The organism is Shinella sp. GW821-FHT10F02 (assembly GCF_058809275.1).
Genome location: NZ_JBXASL010000008.1, coordinates 64,865 through 82,068, shown reverse-complemented (window position 1 = coordinate 82,068; position 17,204 = coordinate 64,865). Strand labels below are relative to the sequence as shown.

General features: G+C 63.3%; 19 protein-coding genes and 2 tRNA genes. 7 read left to right on the top strand and 14 right to left on the bottom strand.

Going from position 1 to position 17,204, the window contains the following annotated elements; genetic code table 11:
• Position 1: 1 nt before the first annotated feature.
• Positions 2-259 carry a hypothetical protein gene (locus AC1RWL_RS23830; protein ID WP_256118653.1) on the bottom strand — a complete coding sequence of 86 codons (258 nt, stop codon included), beginning with the start codon at positions 257-259 and terminating at the stop codon, positions 2-4.
• Between the two features lie 121 nt (positions 260-380).
• Complete coding sequence (locus tag AC1RWL_RS23825) at positions 381-761, bottom strand: hypothetical protein (protein ID WP_439631705.1); 381 nt, start codon at positions 759-761, stop codon at positions 381-383.
• A 189-nt stretch (positions 762-950) separates the two neighbouring features.
• Here AC1RWL_RS23825 and AC1RWL_RS23820 point away from each other — a divergent pair, with 189 nt between their 5' ends.
• Entirely contained in the window at positions 951-1,856 is a 906-nt protein-coding gene (locus tag AC1RWL_RS23820) for a DUF1499 domain-containing protein (protein WP_493095908.1), read from the top strand.
• Here AC1RWL_RS23820 and AC1RWL_RS23815 read toward each other — a convergent pair whose 3' ends face one another.
• Together AC1RWL_RS23815 and AC1RWL_RS23810 are read right to left on the bottom strand one after the other, a co-directional pair.
• Positions 1,857-2,804, bottom strand: coding sequence for an MBL fold metallo-hydrolase (locus AC1RWL_RS23815; RefSeq protein ID WP_493095684.1), 948 nt, complete (start codon positions 2,802-2,804; stop codon positions 1,857-1,859).
• Positions 2,805-2,809: 5 nt separating this feature from the next.
• Entirely contained in the window at positions 2,810-3,106 is a 297-nt protein-coding gene (locus AC1RWL_RS23810; RefSeq protein ID WP_439616645.1) for a cupin domain-containing protein, read from the bottom strand.
• A gap of 219 nt (positions 3,107-3,325) precedes the next feature.
• On the opposite strand from AC1RWL_RS23810, the gene AC1RWL_RS23805 reads away from it, so the two are divergent.
• Positions 3,326-3,400: transfer RNA gene (locus AC1RWL_RS23805), tRNA-Gln, on the top strand.
• A gap of 165 nt (positions 3,401-3,565) precedes the next feature.
• Positions 3,566-4,012, top strand: coding sequence for a DUF3597 domain-containing protein (locus AC1RWL_RS23800; RefSeq protein ID WP_439631697.1), 447 nt, complete (start codon positions 3,566-3,568; stop codon positions 4,010-4,012).
• Between the two features lie 43 nt (positions 4,013-4,055).
• Here the strand turns inward: AC1RWL_RS23800 and AC1RWL_RS23795 are convergent, their stop codons facing one another.
• The 5 genes from AC1RWL_RS23795 to AC1RWL_RS23775 all read right to left on the bottom strand — a co-directional run bounded on the left by AC1RWL_RS23795 (position 4,056) and on the right by AC1RWL_RS23775 (position 8,220).
• Entirely contained in the window at positions 4,056-4,802 is a 747-nt protein-coding gene (locus AC1RWL_RS23795; RefSeq protein WP_493095683.1) for a class I SAM-dependent methyltransferase, read from the bottom strand.
• 73 nt (positions 4,803-4,875) lie between these two features.
• Complete coding sequence (locus AC1RWL_RS23790) at positions 4,876-5,211, bottom strand: hypothetical protein (protein WP_256118660.1); 336 nt, start codon at positions 5,209-5,211, stop codon at positions 4,876-4,878.
• A 220-nt stretch (positions 5,212-5,431) separates the two neighbouring features.
• Positions 5,432-6,808, bottom strand: a complete 1,377-nt coding sequence (locus AC1RWL_RS23785; protein ID WP_493095682.1) for a M10 family metallopeptidase — start codon at positions 6,806-6,808, stop codon at positions 5,432-5,434.
• A gap of 353 nt (positions 6,809-7,161) precedes the next feature.
• Positions 7,162-7,623 (bottom strand): hypothetical protein, encoded by a 462-nt coding sequence (locus AC1RWL_RS23780; protein ID WP_493158497.1) that lies wholly within the window; start codon positions 7,621-7,623, stop codon positions 7,162-7,164.
• A 414-nt stretch (positions 7,624-8,037) separates the two neighbouring features.
• Positions 8,038-8,220 (bottom strand): helix-turn-helix domain-containing protein, encoded by a 183-nt coding sequence (locus AC1RWL_RS23775; RefSeq protein ID WP_439631689.1) that lies wholly within the window; start codon positions 8,218-8,220, stop codon positions 8,038-8,040.
• Between the two features lie 229 nt (positions 8,221-8,449).
• On the opposite strand from AC1RWL_RS23775, the gene AC1RWL_RS23770 reads away from it, so the two are divergent.
• The gene (locus AC1RWL_RS23770) at positions 8,450-8,980 is read left to right on the top strand and encodes a dihydrofolate reductase family protein (RefSeq protein ID WP_493095681.1); all 531 of its coding nucleotides are present in this window, start codon (positions 8,450-8,452) and stop codon (positions 8,978-8,980) included.
• Between the two features lie 95 nt (positions 8,981-9,075).
• On the opposite strand, the gene AC1RWL_RS23765 is transcribed toward AC1RWL_RS23770, so the two are convergent.
• Positions 9,076-9,152, bottom strand: a tRNA-Pro gene (locus AC1RWL_RS23765).
• 160 nt (positions 9,153-9,312) lie between these two features.
• On the opposite strand from AC1RWL_RS23765, the gene AC1RWL_RS23760 reads away from it, so the two are divergent.
• From AC1RWL_RS23760 to AC1RWL_RS23750, 3 genes are all read left to right on the top strand, one after another.
• Entirely contained in the window at positions 9,313-9,825 is a 513-nt protein-coding gene (locus AC1RWL_RS23760; protein ID WP_493095680.1) for an MgtC/SapB family protein, read from the top strand.
• Between the two features lie 229 nt (positions 9,826-10,054).
• Positions 10,055-11,761, top strand: coding sequence for a type I secretion system permease/ATPase (locus AC1RWL_RS23755; protein WP_493095679.1), 1,707 nt, complete (start codon positions 10,055-10,057; stop codon positions 11,759-11,761).
• Positions 11,762-11,774: 13 nt separating this feature from the next.
• The gene (locus AC1RWL_RS23750; RefSeq protein ID WP_256118671.1) at positions 11,775-13,091 is read left to right on the top strand and encodes an HlyD family type I secretion periplasmic adaptor subunit; all 1,317 of its coding nucleotides are present in this window, start codon (positions 11,775-11,777) and stop codon (positions 13,089-13,091) included.
• A gap of 173 nt (positions 13,092-13,264) precedes the next feature.
• On the opposite strand, the gene AC1RWL_RS23745 is transcribed toward AC1RWL_RS23750, so the two are convergent.
• The 4 genes from AC1RWL_RS23745 to AC1RWL_RS23730 all read right to left on the bottom strand — a co-directional run bounded on the left by AC1RWL_RS23745 (position 13,265) and on the right by AC1RWL_RS23730 (position 17,100).
• Positions 13,265-13,645 carry a hypothetical protein gene (locus AC1RWL_RS23745; RefSeq protein WP_493095678.1) on the bottom strand — a complete coding sequence of 127 codons (381 nt, stop codon included), beginning with the start codon at positions 13,643-13,645 and terminating at the stop codon, positions 13,265-13,267.
• A 203-nt stretch (positions 13,646-13,848) separates the two neighbouring features.
• Positions 13,849-15,348, bottom strand: coding sequence for a sulfate adenylyltransferase subunit CysN (cysN, locus tag AC1RWL_RS23740; RefSeq protein WP_493095677.1), 1,500 nt, complete (start codon positions 15,346-15,348; stop codon positions 13,849-13,851).
• 1 nt (position 15,349) lies between these two features.
• Entirely contained in the window at positions 15,350-16,303 is a 954-nt protein-coding gene (gene cysD, locus AC1RWL_RS23735) for a sulfate adenylyltransferase subunit CysD (RefSeq protein WP_435267266.1), read from the bottom strand.
• A 47-nt stretch (positions 16,304-16,350) separates the two neighbouring features.
• Positions 16,351-17,100, bottom strand: coding sequence for a phosphoadenylyl-sulfate reductase (locus tag AC1RWL_RS23730; protein ID WP_439631673.1), 750 nt, complete (start codon positions 17,098-17,100; stop codon positions 16,351-16,353).
• Between the last annotated feature and the right edge of the window lie 104 nt (positions 17,101-17,204).

Here is a 17,204-nt window from a genome sequence, read left to right as displayed (position 1 = left end):
ATCAGTGGCGGCGTCCACGCACGTAGATGTAGGTCGGGCGATCCCACAGCGGCGATTCCATGCGCGCGGCGCGGAAATCCGCGCGGCGGTCGAGGTCTATGCGCTGGAGGCATTCGGCGAAGGCATCCGTGCCCATGCGGAAACCGTAGGAGCGGCACCTGTTCTCGTCGTTGGCGCGCACTTCGGCGGCCGTCTGGCAGCCGGCAAGGAAGAGGGCGGTGGCGGCAAGGGCGGCGAGGCGAATAACCACTTTGGACATGCTGGCTCCGGCGATCTGTAACGCGCCATGGATAGAGCAATTCCAGCAAAAGTGCGAAGCGGTTTTGCGTCCGGAATTGCGCAGAAGCAAAAAAGGCCCGTAAGCGCGCGCTCGCAAGACCTCAGATACGCTCCAGCACGTCGACGAAGGCATCCGCGAAACGCTTCAGGTCCTTGGTCTTCTCGTCGGGGTTCTCCACCCGGATGGCCGCACCCTCCGCATCGAGCAGCGCGAACACCACGGCAAGCGCGCCGTCGTCACCCTGCGGCACGCGCAGTGCGGCGATGCGCCGGCAATCTTCCGCAAGCCCGGAAGCGGGAAGGTCGAACAGGAAATCCCCGCCGACCTGATCGGCGGCGGCGCGCACCGCGCCCGCAAAACCCGCCTCGTCGCCGGAAAAACCATCGAGCGAAAGTTCGAGTTCCAGAAGCTCCAGGGGGAGGGCGGGTTCGCCAGCGGTGGTGGCAATCGCCGTGTCGGCAGCCGTCTGCATCGGCAACATGATCTTACTCCTTCTCAACCCCCGTGTGTGAAAAGTCGTTAACGAGCGTGGCGAATTTGCGGCACGCAAGGATTTTCCGCAGCTGCGCCGCAAAACCCCCGGTCAAGATGCCGCACCAAGCCGATGGAAAAATCCGCGACACTGCGCTAGGGAGAGGAAACGGCAGGCGCATCCGGTGAGGCCATGGCAATCACGATCCAGTACGAACGGCCCGTTTCGCATGCGGCGCACTGGGCGCGGCGCATGGCGCTGTTTTCCTGCCTGCTGTTCATCGCCGCCGTGTTGTCGCACCGCTTCGGCCCGCTGACCACGCCGCATTTCCTCGTGCTGGCGGGTTTTGCCGCGGTGATGGCGGGGCTGGCCGTGCTGCTGGCGGCCGTGGGCCTGGCGCGCCTCTGGCATGTCGGCGCGCGCGGCGGCAAGGCGGCGCTGACGGCGCTGCTCTTCTCGCTCCTGCCGCTCGGCGTGGCCGGCGCCAGCGCCTACGCCTATTTCTACAAGCCGGCGCTCTACGACGTGACGACGGATACCGTCGCCGCCCCGCCCTGGCTTTCCGAACCCTCGGCCGAGCAGGACTGGCTGCCGCGCGTCGGCATCGTGACGGCCCGCGACCGCACGGTGCAGCTCGAAGCCTATCCCGGCCTCTCCGGCCGGCGCTACGACGGCGCGCTCGACCGCGTCTATCAGGGCGTGCGCAAGGTGGCGACTGCCTACGGCATCACCATCACCGCCGAGAACGGGCTCGACAACATCCTCGCCGACCTCGAAGACCTCGTCGTCGACCCCAACAAGGCCTCCGCGAGCGAGGAACCGCTCGGCGACGTGCCGATCCCCGAAGCCCGCCCGCTGGAAACGCCGATCATCCCGCGCATCGGCGGCCCCGGCGACGTGCTGTTGCAGGGCGAATGGCGCTCGCCGCTCTTCGGCTTCCGCTTCGATGTGGTCATCCGGCTGCGCGAAGAGGCGGAGACGACGCTGGTCGACATGCGCGCCGCCTCGCGCTACGGCCCGCACGATCTCGGCATCGGCGCCGAGCTGGTGGAGGGTTACCTGAAGGCGCTCGACGCCGAACTGCTCGGCATCGCGGGGGATTGATCAGAGGCCGGGCGCGGGGAAGTAGAGCCCCTTTAGCGCGGGCGGCCCTTCGGTCACCACCTCGCCGCGCCCCACAAGATCCTCCAGATGCGCCAGCACCGAAAGGGCGGCGGCGCCATGCAGGCGCGGGTCCGTCTCGCGGTAGATCACCTTCACCATGTCGGCAATCAGCCGGTCGCCGGCGCGCACCCGCTCGCGCACCGCCCGCTCGCGCATGCGTCGATGGGTCCGAAGCCCGCGCAGGAACGAGGCCGGCTCGGTGACCGGCCCGCCATGGCCGGGGAAGTACAGGCGGTCGTCGCGCTGAAGCAGCCGGTCGAGCGAGGCCATGTAGTCCGCCATGGCGCCATCCGGCGGTGCCACGATGGTCGTCGCCCAAGCCATGACGTGGTCGGCGGAAAAGACGATGCCCTCCGGCCCGTCGAGCGCGAAGGCCGCGTGGTTGGCCGTGTGGCCGGGCGTGTGCAGCGCCGTCAGCGCCCAGCCGTCGCCCTCCACCGTCTCGCCGTCGCCGAGCGCGATATCCGGCACGAAATCCATGTCCGAGCTTTCGGAGAAGGGATTGATCTCGCCGGCATGCAGCGGTCGCGACGCCCGGTGCGGTCCCTCCGCCACGACGATCGCGCCCGTCTCCGCCTTGAGACGGCGGGTCAGCGGCGAGTGGTCGCGGTGGGTGTGGCTGACGGCGATATGCGTCACCTCGCGCCCGGCAAGCGCCGTCATCAGCGCCTGGAAATGCGCCTCGTCCTCCGGCCCGGGATCGATCACCGCCACCGAGCGGTCGCCGACGATGTAGCTGTTCGTGCCGTGGAAGGTGAAGGGGCCGGGATTGTTGACGGTGATGCGTTGCACGCGCCGCGCCACCGGCACCGCCTCGCCATGCGCCGGCTTGAACTCCAGGTCGAAATGCGGGGCTTCCTGGCTGTCGTCTTGTGCGGAATTGGACACGGCTGTCACTTGTATTCGATTTCGATAAAGCTCATCGGCTTGTCGCCGCCATTGACGACATTGTGCGCCACCCCCGCCTCGCGCCGGTAAACCGCGCCCGCCTTGCTGTGCACCCGCCGCTCGCCGGTCTCCTCCTCGATGAGAAAATCGCAATCCGTCATCGGCACGACGACATAGCCGAGCCCGTGCACATGATGGCCGGTATCGGCGCCCGGCTCGAAATCCCAGCGCGTGACCCGCACCACCGCATCATCGAGAAGAACGGTCGGCATCGCCGGCGGGCGGGCGCGAAACTGGGACATGGCGGCTCCTCGTGAGAATCGGCGCGGCTGGTGCGCCCGGTCAAATGGGCAAGCCGCCGCCGGAAGGACGGTCGAATGCCCGGACCCTATCCCCGCCACGCCCGCCTGCCAAGGCTGAAGCCCGCGCAATTCGAGAGCCGCGCACGGAGAATAATCACCCCAGGCGGAAGTTAAGCATTGTCCACGCCTCCCGCCTTTGCTATCAGGCTCCCGCCATGTTGGGGCGTCGCCAAGCGGTAAGGCACCGGTTTTTGGTACCGGCATTCCCAGGTTCGAATCCTGGCGCCCCAGCCACGGCCCTTTTCCATAACAAATACAAGCGGTTTTTAAACGCCGGCGAAAGCCAGGTTTTGCTTGCGCTTATCTGTGCCATGGCCTTCATTGAAATGAAGAGGAACGCCTCTATTTTCCGTCTCGCCGAGTCAGAGCCGGTAGAGATCAACAGGGAGTCAGTCACACATGGGTATCTTCAGTTCCATCAAGGAAAAGCTCTTCGGCAAGGCAGAGGAAGAAAAGCCGGTAGAAACGATCACGGCCGATGCCGTAAAGCCGGCGACGGCGGATGTTTCCGCGACGCCGACGATCAGCAACGAGGCGGTCGTGGCGACGACTACGGAAAGCCAGCCGGTTGCGGCAACGCCGAGCCAGCCGGTCGACGTCGCAGCGATCCTCGACGCGGCCGTTGCCAAGAATGGCCAGAAGCTCGACTGGCGCCGTTCCATCGTGGACTTGATGAAGGCCCTCGGCATGGACGCCAGTCTCCAGGAGCGCAAGGAACTCGCCGACGAACTCGGCTTCACCGGTGACAAGAACGATTCTGCCAGCATGAACATCTGGCTGCACAAAGCCCTGCTGAAAGCCCTCGCCGACAACGGCGGCAAGGTGCCGGCCGACTTGCTGGATTGATTGAGTAAAGAAGCCCGCCGAAGAGGTTTGGCGGGCTTTTGCTTTAGATGAGCCCGCCCAGCGGAACAAGCTCCTTGGCACCCGGCTGCCAGGCATTTCCCTCCCAATCCCCTAGCCACCGATCCACCCGCAAGCCCGCTTCTGCGATCAGCGCCTCCAGTTCCGCCTTCTCCGGAAACGCGATGTGGGAGGTGGCGGAGAGGCGTTGGGTGGTGGTGCGGATTTCGTAGTGGGTGCCGTAGGTCACGATGCCGGTGGCGGGGTCGTGGGCGACGTCGTTCCAGGCGGCGACGGGGCCGAAACGGGGGTGGTAGAGGAGGCGCATGGATTCCTCCGGCCCCCATTCCTCCCATTCGCGGCAGGCGGGGTTGCGGCTGTCGAAGATGAAGCGGCCGCCGGGGGCGAGGTGGGCGGCGATGGTGGCGAGGGCTGCCTGGCGGTCTTCTCTCGTCAGGAAGACCTGGAAGGCGTGACCGGTCAGCAGCACGAGCTCGAAACGGCGCCCGAGGCGCAGCGTGCGGGCATCGCCCTCGACGAATTCGACAGCCTCAGCACCCGGCTTGCCCCGCGCGATGGCGAGCATGGCTGGCGCGGGATCGACGCCGGTGACCGCCTTGCCGCCGGCAAGCGCCACAACGAGTTCCCCGGTGCCGCAACCGAGGTCGAGGACGCTTGCGGCGTCTGCTGCAAGTTTTAGGCAGAAGTCGAAATCCGGCGCGCGCTCCCAGCCGTTTTCCAGATCGTAGAAATCGGCAAGCGCCGGGTCGTGGTAGAGGCGGTCCTCGTCCATGGTGTCCTTCCAAAAAGGAAAAGGCCGCACAGGGATGCGCGGCCTTCGAAAATGTCGATCGCGCGCCGTGTTTTTACGACGCGGCGTCCAGCACCTTTTCACAATGGGTCGGACCGCCCTTCGGGTCGACGCGGTCGGCGACGGCGCGGATGTTGTTGATCCGGTAGGCGTCGTTGACGGTCAGCTCCACCGTGCAGGACTTGCCCTTGGAGAAGCCGCCGCGCCACTTGTAGAGCGTCGTGCCGCCCGCGCCGCTCACGTCGGAGATCGGCGGGCCGTAGGCCGCGAAGAAGCTGCCGGCGGTCTTGCCGTTCCAGCGGGCCTGCAGCGGGTTGGACGCGACGATTGCGGTGGTGCATCCGGCGAGGGCAAGCGCGACGCCTGCCAGAATTGCAATGCGGGAGTTCATGTGTGCCAGTTCCTTGGGAGCTTTGGTGTGGCCGTAAATGGGAGCCTGGATTCGCCATAGCGCAGCGCGCGCAAAAGGGGAATCGCCACCATGCGAACTTTCCCGTCATCCCCATCGAAGAGGCGTCAAACGTGCGGATTTGCAACAGTTCGCGTCGACGGCGCGCAAGCGTGAGGGCGTGCCTCGACCGCGAATGGGCCAGGGCACGCCGGGAGAGGCTTCAGAGAATGAAGTCCGACTTGTCGAGATTGTCGATGTTGAACTTCTTGAGGATCAGCACGTCGTTGCCGCCGAGCTCGATATGCACGTCGCTGCCGACCTGGTCCGCCTTGCTCAGTACCTGGCTGATCTTGGAGAAATTGTAGGAGCGCAGGTCGATATCGTCGATATTGTTCTTGAAGTCGGTGATGGTGTCGCGACCATAACCCTTCTTGAACACGAAGATATCCGCGCCGAAACCGCCGGTCAGCTTGTCGTTGCCGGCGCCGCCGTCGAGCCTGTCGGTGTTGCCTCCGCCGTTCAGCGTATCGTTGCCGCCATTGCCGTACAGCTTGTTCTTGGCCTCGTTTCCGAGAATGCTGTCATTGCCCGAGCCGCCCTTGGCATTCTCGATGAGAGAGCGCTTGTCGCCGTTGAAGAGCAGCGCGTTGAAGATGTTGCCGCGGGAATAGCCGTCGTTCGGCCCGCCGCCGAGGAACGAAAGCTGGGTCTTGCTGAACATCGAATAGGCGCCGGCGCGCAGGTCGATCTCGACACCCGTCTTGTAGGCCGTAAGGTCGTAGGTGTCGTTGCCGCCGCCATCCCAGATCGTCGCGAAAATACGGTTGCCGCCTGCATCGATCGCGACCTTGCCGTTGACGAACGTATCGCCGCTGCCGGGCTTCCACTTGTAGACGGTCGCGCCCTTGTTGGTCGTGTAGTCCGCGCCATACATGTGCTGGAGCGCGTAGATGTCGGCCATCATGAAGGTCTGTGGTCCGCCGAACTCTTCATATTGATAGGGCCCGCCCGAATCGCCGACGAAGGCGTTGTAGGTCATCACGGTATATTCGGGGCTGTTCCACTCGGGCTGGATGGCGCCGAACGTATCGGTTTCATGCGCATGCTTGAGACCCAGCGCGTGGCCGAGTTCGTGGATCATCGTGTGCCAGGCATAGTTGCCGGCCTGCGGCGTGCGGTAATCGTTGATCGTGCCGGCATAGGCCGTGCTGAACCAGACGTCGCCGGCCTCGGCCGACCCGCCCGGATAATAGGCATAGGCTGTCGGGTCCGCAGCATCGGACTGGGCGAAGCGCAGCGTCGCCGTGCTCGACCCACCCGCGCTGAAATTCATGTTGGTGAAGCCTTCGACGGAAAAGCCGTCATTCGCGGTGCCGCCAAAACTCTTCTCCATGGCGAAGAGGGCCGCATTCTTCTGCATGAGCGAGACCGAGCCGAAATTGTTGCTCGTCTCGTTCGTGTAGGAATAGTTGTTGGTGGATGTCGGGAATGCATAGGTGATGTTCGTGCCGCCCCAGGCATTTCCGCTGAGGACGGAATCAATGAACTGCGATCCCGTCGCGACGATCGTCTTTGTAGTCTTGCCTGTGCCGGTCATGCGTGTTGCCCCTTCGACCAAAATGTCTGGATTTCTGCTGGAAGGCAGTATTTCCCCCGGTCCGCACGCATTTTGCCTGCGTCGGACGCACTCCCGCCCCTCGAATGCTGGTATCATAGGAATGGGAAACGTTCCTGCAAGAAGCCTTATTCATGCGCGGAAGAACAAATTTGGTCATACTTCTGCTTATCGGCGCAGTATTGCGCATGAAGGCGCGAACTGACTGACCGCACGGCCAAAAACCAGGCTTTTGTGGAGTTTTTCGATATCGTCAAACCTAGAGGGACGGGCTTCGCGCTGGCGGCCTGGGTACCCCGCTCGCCAGCCCAAAGCCGTTGATTCGGCGCGCCCCATCAAACCTTGTCGACAAACAATTCCTTGTCGACGATGATGCCCATATTGTTGAGGTTCACGCGGACCGTGTGAATCTGCCTGTTCGGCGAGAGATAGGAAATCAGGAAGATTTCCTTGCACCCGTTGACGCCGATATGGCCGACGGTCTTGACCTCGCGCACCAGCGTCCACTTCTTTTGAGCCGCGTAATCGTCAGCGAGCCCGACCAGGGCATCCGCACCCTTGCCCGACGGCCGCGCAATATGCAGGCAGGTGAAGGCGCCGGATCCGGAATTGAAGACCTTGTAGGTGCAGCCGCTGAAGTTGCCGCTCGCAACGAGACGGCGGTTTACGTCGAGGGTTCCACAGGTCGTCCAGTCGTCCTGGAAATGGATGTAGCTCGAATTAAAATCGATCGAACTGGCGGCATCGACGAAGGAAAGCCGGTTGCTGGTGGGGTTCACCGTCGCTTTGGCATGCACAAAGGAGTTTTTCAGCCGGTGCGTTGCCGAAAGCGTGTTGTGCCGGTTCGTGCTGTTCGAATCGGGCTTCGACCCCATGCCGAGAATGCTGCTATTGTTTATCTTGGCTGTGATTTCATGAACCGACATTTTCCCTACCCCCGTTGCGTGCCCAGTGCCGCTCTTGCGGAACCAAACCCTTCTACACGCCTTCCGTTACAGGAGGAATTGTCATGTCGTCAGAATGGCCAATGTGGTTTCTGCAGGCGGCTACGCTGGTGCTGCTTGTCGGAGTATTTTTCATTCGCGCGTAGCGATCGTGCTCGCCAGGCAGCGGCTGCTCGAAGTCAATCGCCTGCAACGCGCAGAACAAAGGGGGCAGAAGCCCCCTTACGTGTCCAACCAAGCTGCGTTGTGGTAGATGTCAGACGCCAACTAAGCTTGCTTTAATCCCGCCGCCGCAAAGAGGCGGGCTACTTTTGCGGGGTCGACCAACTCGCCGCTCTCGATTTTCATGATCTCGACAACGGTGAGGCCTGAAACCACCGACAACTCCTCAATGGTGTAGCCGGTGCTTGCGCGAAGGTCGGTGATCGGATTTCTCGGCGCTACGTTCATGTTTCGCTCCTTTGTTGCAGTGCAATATAGGGAGTGGAAACGCGTGGTCAAGATGGCGAAAAAGCGGCGGTTCAGTTCCCAGAAACCCGGATTACGCGGACAGCCCACCCTGAGCGTTCACGCGCTTCAAAAACCGGTTGCAATATAAAACCACTAGATCTAACTTCCAACCAGTTGCATACTGCAATCAGAACCTTGGTTATGTGCCTCCACGAGGAAAGTAACTGACATGGCGAAGCTCGTGTTTGGAATGAACCAGTCCCTGGACGGCTATGTCGACCACATGTCTTTCGGGCCGAGCCCGACGCTCTTCCGCCACTTCATCGAGGAGGCGCGGGGGCAGGCGGGCAGTGTCTACGGTCGGCGCATGTATGAGATCATGCGTTACTGGGATGACGATCATCCTGAATGGGACGCAGATCGACGAGCCTTCGCTGCAGCGTGGCAGGCCCAGCCGAAATGGGTCGTCTCGCGTTCGTTGACGTCGGTCGGCCCCAATGCTTCGCTTGTCGGGGACGATCTTGAGGGCGAGATCCGCGCGCTGAAGGCCGCGCATGACGGCGAGATCGAAGTTGCCGGCCCGGACGTGGCGAAAAGCCTCACCGAGCTTGGCCTGATCGACGAATATCGGATCTACCTGCACCCCGTCGTGCTCGGCCACGGCAAACCCTATTTCGCCGGCCCCCGCCCGCCACTCCGCCTCGTGACGCACGACCGGATCGACGAGGATGTGATCAGGCTGACCTACGTTCCCGCTTAATCTCGCGGTTCGCAATCCGTCCGTTTGATTGGAAGTTCGTTTCTGCGGTGTTTTTCGGGAAAGTGTCAAAGCCCGGAAAATTGAGGCTTTTCAGCTGGTCGGAGTGGAGTGATTCGAACACTCGACCCCCACGTCCCGAACGTGGTGCGCTACCAGACTGCGCTACACTCCGTGACCAGCGGCGCTTCCTATAGATCAGGCTTTTCGTTTCGACAAGCGCAAAATGTCAAAAAAATTCGAGAGCTTGGGCAAAACCCCGGCTGGCCGGGAAATTTTTCTTTGTCGGCTCAGCGTGGGCGGAACCGAAATGCGGCTGTTGCGTTTGGCGAGCCATGGAACAGATCCTTGCCGACTTCTTTCCGCCGACGCGATTGCCCTATCCGGTCATTCTGGCCCGCATGGTGGGAGCGATCGTGCTGAGCGGGGTGATCGGTGCGGAGCGGGAGTACCGGGAGCATCCGGCGGGGCTGCGCACCCATATCCTGGTGGCGCTGTCGGCCTGCGTCTTCGCCATTCTCTCGATCGAGAGCGTGCATATGGTCGGCTTTGCCGACGAGCAGGTGCAGATCGATCCCCTGCGCGTTATCGAAGCGGTCACCGCCGGCGTTGCCTTCCTTGCGGCCGGCATGATCGTCTTCTCGCGGGGCGAGGTAAAAGGCCTGACGACAGGGGCAGGGATGTGGCTCGCTGGCTCTGTCGGGCTCTGCGTGGGCCTCGGCTATTGGTTCATTGCCGTCTTCGCAACGGTTGCCTGCTTCGTCGTGCTTTTCATCATCGGCAAGCTTGAAATCAAGACGGATGGCGGGACAAAACGGGCCGGCCGGCACGATAAAGATGACAGTTGAACTCTTGTTTTCAGGCGGTTCGTCGGAATTCTGTTGATTTACGAATAAATCGCGCCCTATACCGTCTTCCATTGAGGTGGCTCGCGTTTTGCGAGCACCCCCGCATCCGGCCGCTCGCGGCAGGGCGGTCGAGTGGCCCTTCGCCGCTCGGACAACGGCCGGGATCGGCCGAACCTCCGGCGTCGATCTTTAAAGAGACAATGTGATGCGTCCATCGGGCAAAGCCGGTGTGGAAGAACTCAGAGCCGTGCTGAAATCGAGCGCCGCGGGCTTCCTCGCCATCGGCTTCTTCAGCTTCTTCGTGAACCTGCTCGTGCTCACCGGCCCGCTGTTCATGCTGCAGATCTACGATCGGGTGCTGTCCTCCCGCTCGGAGGCGACGCTGGTGGCGCTGACGGGGCTGATCATCGGTCTCTATATGGTCATGGGCGTGCTGGACCATATCCGCAGCCGTGTCGCGGCGCGCATCGGCGCCCGCTTCCAGGCCCGCTTCGACAAGCGCGTCTTCAACGCCGTGCTCGACCGCACCAACCTGCATGCGCAGGGTGTCTCCACCGTCACCGGCATGCGCGATCTCGACGCGATCCAGAAGGTGCTGTCCTCGCCGGCGCTCTTCACGGTGTTCGATATTCCGTGGACGCCGTTCTTCCTCTTCATCATCTTCACCTTCCACCCCTGGATGGGCATGCTCGGCGTTGCCGGCGGCCTCATCCTCGTGGCGCTCACCTGGCTCAACCAGAACGGCACGAAGGACGACCAGGAAAAGGCGATGATCGCGGGCCGCCTCAGCGACGAGATGACCCAGACCTTGCAGAAGGAAAGCGACACCGTGCGCGCGCTCGGTATGCGCCGCGCCGTCGCCGGCCGGTGGCAGCTCTTGCGCGACAGGGCGCTCGAGGCCAACATCCACTATTCCGACAGCAACGGCTTCTATTCGATCTCCTCGAAGACGTTCCGCGTCTTCCTGCAATCGGCCATCCTGGCGCTCGGCGCCTATCTGGTGCTGAAGAACGAGATCACCGCGGGCGCAATGATCGCGAGCTCCATCATCATCGGCCGTGCGCTTGCCCCCATCGAGGGCGCCATCGGCCAATGGTCTCTCATCCAGCGCGCCATGCAGGGCTGGAAGCAGCTTTCCGAGCTGCTCGGCCGCGTGCCGGAGGAGACCGCCCGCACCGCGCTGCCGAAGCCCCGTGCCCTGCTGGAGGTCGAGCAGGTGACGGTGGTGCCGCCGGGCGAGCAGGTCGCGACGCTGCGCATGCTGAATTTCGAACTCAGGCCCGGCCAGGCGCTCGGCGTCATCGGCCAGAGCGCGTCCGGCAAGTCGACGCTGGCGCGCGTGCTCACCGGCATCTGGCCGCCCGCCGCCGGCAAGGTGCGCCTCGATGGCGCCTCGCTCGAACAATATGGCACGGATGGCCTTGCCGACCATGTCGGCTACCTGCCGCAGGATGTCGTGCTGTTCGAAGGCACGGTGGCGGAAAACATCGCCCGCATGGCGCTCGATCCCGATCCGATGATGGTGGTGGAAGCGGCCAAGAAGGCCGGCGCGCATGACATGATCCTGCGCCTGCCGGATGGCTACGACACGAAGCTGCCGGCCATGGGCGGCCGGCTTTCCGGCGGCCAGAAGCAGCGTGTCGGCCTCGCCCGCGCGCTCTATGGCGATCCGGTGCTGCTGGTGCTCGACGAGCCGAACTCCAACCTCGATGCCGAGGGCTCGATGGCGCTCAACCTCGCCATCCGCAACATGAAGGCGGACGGCAAGTCCATCGTCATCATGGCGCATCGCCCGGCTGCGATCGAGGAATGCGAACTGATCCTGATCATGGAAAACGGCCAGCGCCTTGCCTTCGGCCCGCGCGACGACGTGCTGCGCGCGCATCTGCGCAACCACACGCAGGTCGTCGCCGGCACCGGCGGCAGCAACAAATAAGGGGTATCGGCCAATGAAAAAGGAAACGGCACCCAGGGACCGCAAGTGGGCCAGCAGCGGCTATGCGATTGCCGGCTATGCGACGGTCTTCGTGCTGCTCGGCGGCATGGGCGCCTGGGCGGCGCTGACGCGCATCAACGGCGCGGTCGTTGCCAGCGGCATCATCGAGGTCGCCAGCAACCGCCAGATCGTGCAGCACCTGACGGGCGGCGTCGTCGGCGAAATCCGCGTCAAGGAAGGCGACACGGTCAAGGCGGGCGACGTGATGATGCGCCTCGACGACACCTTCGATCGCTCCGAGCTCGCCGTCATCGAGGGACAGCTCTTCAGCCTGCTCGGCACCGCCGCGCGGCTTCAGGCGGAACAGGACGAGAAGACCGAGATCACCTTCGACCCGGAACTGCTGAAGGTGGCGGCAAGCGATCCCGACGTCGCCGAAATCGTTGCCGGCCAGAAGCGGCTGATGGAAGCGCGCGCCGAAACGCGCGGCAAGCAGGCCGGCCAGCTTCAGGAAAAGAAGGCGCAGATCGGCAAGCAGAACGAGGGCCTCGAAAGCCGCATCAAGGCGTTGCAAACCCAGCAGGGCCTGATCGGCAAGGAACTGGACGCCCAGAACAAGCTGCTCGCCCAGTCGCTGACCAATGCCAGCCGCGTACTGGCGCTTCAGCGCGAGGAGGCGGAAATCCTCGGCACGATCAGCCAGGCCCGCGCCAACATCGCGGAAAACACCGGCCGCGTCGCCGAAATCGAGATCGCCATCCTCAACATCCACTCGACGGTGCGCGAGGAGGCGACGACGACACTGCGCGAGATCGAGGCGAAGGTCGCCGAACTCCGGGAAAACCGCAACGCCAAGCTTGAAACGCTGAGCCGCATGGACATCACGGCGCCGATGTCGGGCATCGTGCTCGGCATGCAGGTGCATGCACTGCGCTCCGTCATCCGCCCGGCCGATCCGCTGCTCTACATCATCCCGCAGGAGCACGATCTCGTCATCTCGACGCAGATTTCGCCGACGCAGATCGACCAGGTCCATGTCGGCCAGATGGCGCATATCCGCTTTGCCGCCTTCGACCACCGCTCGACGCCGGAAATCTTCGGCCATGTGACGAAGGTCGCTGCCGACGTGCTCGCCGACCAGCGCACGGGCGCGACCTATTACAAGGCGGAGATCAAGCCGGATGTCGGCGAAATGCTGAAGCTCGGCGACAAGCACGTCATGCCCGGCATGCCGGTCGAAACCTTCATCCAGACCACCGAACGCTCGCCGCTCGAATATCTGGTAAAGCCGCTCGCCGACTATTTTGCCAAGGCGTTCCGCGAGCGCTGAGGCCTCGCATTACCATTCGCTGATGGAACAATTTTGCCGCCCGGGCATTTCCCGATCAACGCAATGTTGGAAAGGAAACCACAATGGCTCGGGCTTTGATCCTCTGGTTGATGGGTGTGCCGCTCTTCGTCGTTCTCCTGCTCTGGTACTTCTTCTTCTGAGCGAAAACGCGGCTAGCGGCCGGGAGCGGGACTATACGAATCTGGTGAAACGGCAGTGCTTGCAGCGCTGCCGTTTTCATTTGGGGAAAGGTCGATAAATTCAAGGCGGGCATTGCCGCTATCGACGGAATACCCGGATACACGACAACTGCCTTTCTCCCGAACGGGGGCGGCGCCGGTTATGACATAACCTGGCAACGATGCTTCGTAGCGGCCTGTGACCGGATAAGGCGCAGGCTCGCAATTCTTTCGAAAAGTATATGCGGTGCCGGTGACGACACCACCCTTCTCGATCTTTCCGGTAAATGCCACGAAGCCCGGCTGAACGAAGCCGCGCAGGTTGGGTTTCACCACCCTGTAGGTGATCGCGCCGCGCTCGTAATCGATTTCCATGCGGGATCCGTTGTGGTCGAATTCCGCCGCCAGGGCCAAACCGGCTTCGCAAGTGCAAAGCCCAATTGCCGCGAGCGCCACCCTAATTTTTCTCATCGCCGCCTCACCCCCTGCAATTGGCGATAAGGGGCAGCACAGTGCCTGTCAATTCGTAATAGAGACAGGATGCCGCTTAGAAGCGGCATCCCTCATTTCGGTCAATTCTATTCGTCCAGATCGGCCAGAATTTCCGCAGCGCGGCCGGCACTGGTGTGGCGCACGTCCACGTCCTGGCGGCGGTTGGCGAAGAGTTCGGTGGCCATGATCTTTTCGGCGAGGTCGGCGGGCAGCGACAGCAGCACGCGCTGGTCGTCCTTGTGGATGCCGCCGATTTCCGAGCGGCGGCCCGTGATCATGCCGCCGGCCACCGTGTTGTTGGTGTCGGGGTCGATCAGGATGAAGGCGCCGGTCGTGCGGTTCTGCTCGTAGGTATCGAAGATCGCCTGCTCGTCGAAGACGAGATGGACCTTGCCGATGCCGTTCATGCCGAGTTTTTCGGCCGAATGCCACTTCGAGGTCTTGAGGTCGAGCTGGCTCACCGGCTCGATGCTGACGCGCTGGCGGCGCGAGCCGCTCTTCAGCCAGTAGCGCTTGCCCGGCTCGATGCCCTCCGGCTGGAGCGCGACGAGCTGCGCGTCGAAGCCGCGGCCGGTCATCGGCTGGCTGTCGATGGCGACGATCATATCGCCGCGCGACACGTCCACCTGGCGGTCGAGCACCAGCGTGATCGCATCACCGGCGACGGCGGCGTTGCGCACGAGGTCGAAGGTGACGATCTTGGTGACGTTGGCGACCATGCCCGAGGGCAGGATGACGACGGAATCGCCCGGCTTCACCGAACCGCCGGCAACTGTGCCCTGATAGCCGCGGAAGCTCTCGCCGGGGCGGGAGACACGCTGCACCGGCAGGCGGAAGCCGACGGTCTGGTTGGAGCGGGTGGTGGCCTTTTCCAGCGTCTCGACCAGCGTCGGGCCTTCGTACCAGGGCATGTTGGCGCGGCCGTCATAGACGACATTCTCGCCCTTCAGCGCCGACATCGGGATGGCGGTGATCTGCTTGACACCCAGCGTCAGCGCGAACTCCTTGAAGTCGTGCACGATCTGCTCGAAGCCGGCGCGGTCGTAGTTCGTCAGGTCGATCTTGTTGACCGCAAGCACGAACTGGCGGATGCCCATCAACGACGCGATCGTGGCGTGGCGGCGGGTCTGTTCGAGAATGCCGGCGCGCGCATCGATCAGCAGCACGGCGAGGTCGGCCGTCGAGGCGCCGGTCGCCATGTTGCGGGTATATTGTTCGTGGCCGGGCGTATCGGCGACGATGAACGAGCGGCGGTCTGTCGCGAAATAGCGATAGGCGACGTCGATGGTGATGCCCTGTTCGCGCTCTGCCTGGAGACCGTCGAGCAGCAGCGCGAAATCGGGCAGGCCCAGATCGTTCTGCTTGCCGCTGTCACGGTGCAGGGTCGCGGCCTGGTCTTCCTTGACCGCCTTGGTGTCCCAGAGCAGGCGGCCGATCAGCGTCGACTTGCCGTCGTCGACCGAGCCGCAGGTGATGAGGCGGAGCGGGCGGGAATCGCGGATCGCGCGCGCTTGATCGCTGGCCGTTTCGAGAACCGATTCGTCCACGGTGAAAACCTCGGCGGTTGCGGTGGCGGATGCGGTCATCTCAGAAGTACCCTTCACGTTTCTTCTTTTCCATGGAGCCGGACTGGTCGCGGTCGATCGCGCGGCCCTGGCGTTCGGAGACCGTGGCGGTCTCCAGCTCGGCGATGATGTCGTCGAGCGTGGTGGCCTGCGAGCGGATGGCGCCCGTCAGCGGGAAGCAGCCGAGCGTGCGGAAGCGGATGACGCCTTCCTGCTTGACTTCACCCGGCAGCAGTTCGAGGCGCGGGTCCTCGGCGAGGATCATCATGCCGTCGCGCTCGACGAAGGGGCGCTTTTCCGCGAAGTAGAGCGGCACGATCGGGATCTCTTCCGCCTGGATGTAGCGCCAGATATCGACCTCGGTCCAGTTGGAGAGCGGGAAGGCGCGCACGCTTTCGCCGTTGCGGATCATGCCGTTGTAGATGTTCCACAGTTCCGGGCGCTGGTTGCGCGGGTCCCAGCGGTGGTCCGGCGTGCGGAAGGAATAGATGCGCTCCTTGGCGCGCGAGGCTTCCTCGTCGCGGCGCGCACCGCCGAAGGCCGCATCGAACTTGCCGGCGTCGAGCGCGTGGCGCAGCGCCTCGGTCTTCATGATGTCGGTATAGAGCGCCGAACCATGCGTGAAGGGCGTGACGTTCTCCGCCGCACCGCGCGGATTGATGTGCTCGATCAGGTCGAGATCGTAGTCTGCGACGACCTTGTCGCGAAACGCGATCATTTCCGCAAACTTCCAGCCCGTGTTGACGTGCAGGAGCGGGAAGGGCACGCGGCCGGGATAGAAGGCTTTTCGCGCAAGATGCAGGAGGACGGAGGAATCCTTGCCGATCGAATAGAGCATCACCGGACGCTCGAACTCGGCAGCGACTTCGCGGAAGATGTGGATCGCTTCGTTTTCCAGTGCCTTCAGATGCGGATCGAGCGGCGGCTTCGACGTTGCATTCTGCTTCGCTTCCGCTTCGTGACGGGTATCGGACATGAAAGGGTAGTCTCCGGATTGATGCGCCTGGTCGAGGCGAAGGATTGTCAAAGGGCGCTCGACTCGAGGGATGGGATCGCCGATTCCGGCACGTGCAGGCCGCATTCGCGCTTCTCGTCGTTTTCCCACCACCAGCGGCCGGCCCGCTCGGGCTCGCCCGGCTTGATGGCGCGCGTACAGGGCTCGCAGCCGATCGACGGATAACCGCGCTTGTGCATCGGGTTCACCGGCACGGCATTGTCGGCGACATAGGCGTTGATGCGCACCATGTCCCAGTCGGCCAGCGGGTTGATCTTGATGAGGTTGCGCTCGGCATCGAACTCCGCGAACGGCGTGTCGGCACGGTTGCCGGACTGGCCGCGGCGAAGGCCGGTGATCCAGAAGGATGCCCCTTCGAGCGCGCGCGCAAGCGGCTTCAGCTTGCGCACGCCACAACAGGCGTGGCGAGCTTCGACGCTTTCGTAGAAGCCGTTGAGGCCATATTGCTTGGCGTAGGCATCGATATCGTCCTGCACCGGGCGATAGCGCGTGATGGTGATGCCATATTGCTCCTCGGTCTCGTCGATGAGGTCGACGGTCTCCTTGAAGAGCCGGCCGGTCTCCAGCGTCACCACGTCGACGGGCAGGCGATCGATGCCGATCGCCGCGGTGATGACCTGGTCTTCGATGCCGAGGCTGGTGGTGAAGACGGCACGGCCGCCCAGCTCCGCCACGAGCGCGATGCGCCCGGCGAGGTCGAGTTCGGCGAGTTTGTCATTGAGGGCCTGCGCGGTCCCGTTTCCGGTGAGAGCAGTCATTCCATTCCATGCCTTTACGAGAATTGAGGGGATTATCGCAGCCTTGCCCCCTTCAAGACAGCAAAACCGATTTCTGAAATGTCGGCGCGGGAGCAAATATCTCT